Origin of the sequence: Lactobacillus helveticus DSM 20075 = CGMCC 1.1877 (genome assembly GCF_000160855.1) — a bacterium.
In the GTDB taxonomy this organism is placed as follows: domain Bacteria; phylum Bacillota; class Bacilli; order Lactobacillales; family Lactobacillaceae; genus Lactobacillus; species Lactobacillus helveticus.
The window spans coordinates 450,745-452,791 of record NZ_GG700752.1 but is presented as its reverse complement, the minus strand read 5'-3'; the positions used below and the strand labels follow the sequence as shown (position 1 = coordinate 452,791).

The window sequence follows — 2,047 nt, the reverse complement described above, 5'->3', positions numbered from 1 at the left end:
TAGTTGCTTGATTCTCTTCATTTACTCTCTATCAACAGGATTTGACAAAGAGCCTGTTTTATTTCTTGCTTTTTAGCTTTTAATTATCGCAAAAACAGTTCTAGCAAAAAAACTAGAACTGTTCATTTTCTATTCAAGTTAGTCAATTGGATGCTTTTGAGTTAATTCCTTAACTCCTTGCTTAACATGATTAATTGTTGCTTCATCTTCTGGATTAGATAAAATTTCAATAATTAATTCAGCAGTCTTTTTAGCATCTTCTTCATCAAATCCGCGGCTAGTAATAGCAGGCGTACCCATTCTCAAGCCACTAGTTACAAATGGACTGCGCTTATCACCTGGAATTGATTCCTTATTTGTTGTGATGTGAACAGAATCAAGCAAGTTTTGAGCATCTTTACCAGTTAATCCGGTATCGGTAATATCAATGATCATCAAATGGTTATCAGTCCCACCTGAAACTACTCGAATATTATCTGATTGAGCAAAAGTTTCAGCCATTGTCTTAGCATTTTTAATCACTTGCTTAATATAATCTGTAAACTGTGGCTGCAAATCTTCATAGAATGTTTGCGCCTTGCCCGCAATTACATGTTCAAGCGGTCCGCCTTGCGTACCAGGGAATAATGCCGAATTAATCTTTTTGCCAAGTTCAAGATTATTAGATAAAATCATGCCCCCACGTGGGCCACGTAAGGTTTTGTGTGTAGTTGTAGTCACAACATCTGCAATAGGAATTGGACTTGGATGCTGACCTGTCGCAACCAAACCAGCGATGTGTGCCATATCTACCATCAGGTAAGCACCAACTTCATCTGCAATTTCACGGAATTTTTGCCAATCAATAATACGGCTGTAAGCTGAAGCACCGGCTACAATTAATTGTGGTTTTACCTTTAAAGCGATTTTACGAATTTCATCAAAATCCAGTTCTTCTGTTTCTACATTTAAACCATAACTATAAGATTGATAATCTTTACCACTGAAGTTTACTTTAGAACCATGTGTAAGGTGTCCACCGGCATCCATGCCCATACCCAGGATCTTATCGCCAGGTTTTAAAAGTGCTTGGTAAACAGCCATATTGGCTTGAGAACCAGAGTGTGGCTGTACATTGGCAAACTTTGCATTAAAAAGCTTTTTAGCATAATCAATAGCTAGTTGTTCAACTTGATCGATGTATTGACAGCCACCATAGTAACGCCGACCTGGATAGCCTTCTGCATATTTATTAGTTAAAACTGAGCCTTGGGCTTCACGAACGGCATCAGAAACAATATTTTCTGACGCGATTAATTCGATAGTATTTTGTTGGCGTTGTTCTTCTTTATGAATTGCATCCCATAAAGCGGTAGATTTTTCTGCATATTTCAAATAAGGTACCCCCTCTGTATCTATTAAATTGTTAGTTTATAAAAATAATACTATTAATGCAAGCCTTTTACTATTAGCAAAAAAAATTGTCATTCTATTCATATATATCTTTATTTAGACATTGCAAAAATGCATATTTTTTATAAAATAAAATCGCCTGTAGTAATACTAGCGATCTTACTTATTATGGGATTATGGGACAACATGCTTAGCCCTTCCGAAACTAAGCATGTTTTTGTATACTTATACAATATATTACTTAAACATAATTATCCTATAAAGAACGTCCACTCTCAGCATAACACCCTTTTAAACAAAGTTAAACGCCATTATTATAATAGTGACATCAGAATTTTAATGAAAGCGTAAAAAACTACTTTTTGTAAGAGACTTAATTGATTTTCAACAAAATCTTTCCCTTATTGCGGCCCTTTGCCACTTTATCCATGGCTTCTTTCGTTTGAGTTAAAGAAAAAATATCTCCATAAACGGGATGTACATTTGCTTTAGTCAGAATATCAACAGCCTCTTGCAGCTGCTTTCCATCTGCATGAACAAAGATAAAATGATAGTGAACTTGATATTTCTTCGCCATGCATTCAATTTTTCGACTAGCTAATTTGAAAAGCAATTGTTTTGCCTTTATTTCTATCAAATAATCCATAAGTCCAAA

General features: G+C 35.2%; 2 protein-coding genes. Both read right to left on the bottom strand.

Going from position 1 to position 2,047, the window contains the following annotated elements:
- Positions 1-138: 138 nt before the first annotated feature.
- Positions 139-1,374: a serine hydroxymethyltransferase gene (gene glyA / locus HMPREF0518_RS02110; RefSeq protein ID WP_003625618.1), complete on the bottom strand. Its 1,236-nt coding sequence runs from the start codon at positions 1,372-1,374 to the stop codon at positions 139-141.
- A 391-nt stretch (positions 1,375-1,765) separates the two neighbouring features.
- The coding region (locus tag HMPREF0518_RS02105; protein WP_003625616.1) for a zinc-binding dehydrogenase at positions 1,766-2,047 on the bottom strand (282 nt) is incomplete at its 5' end.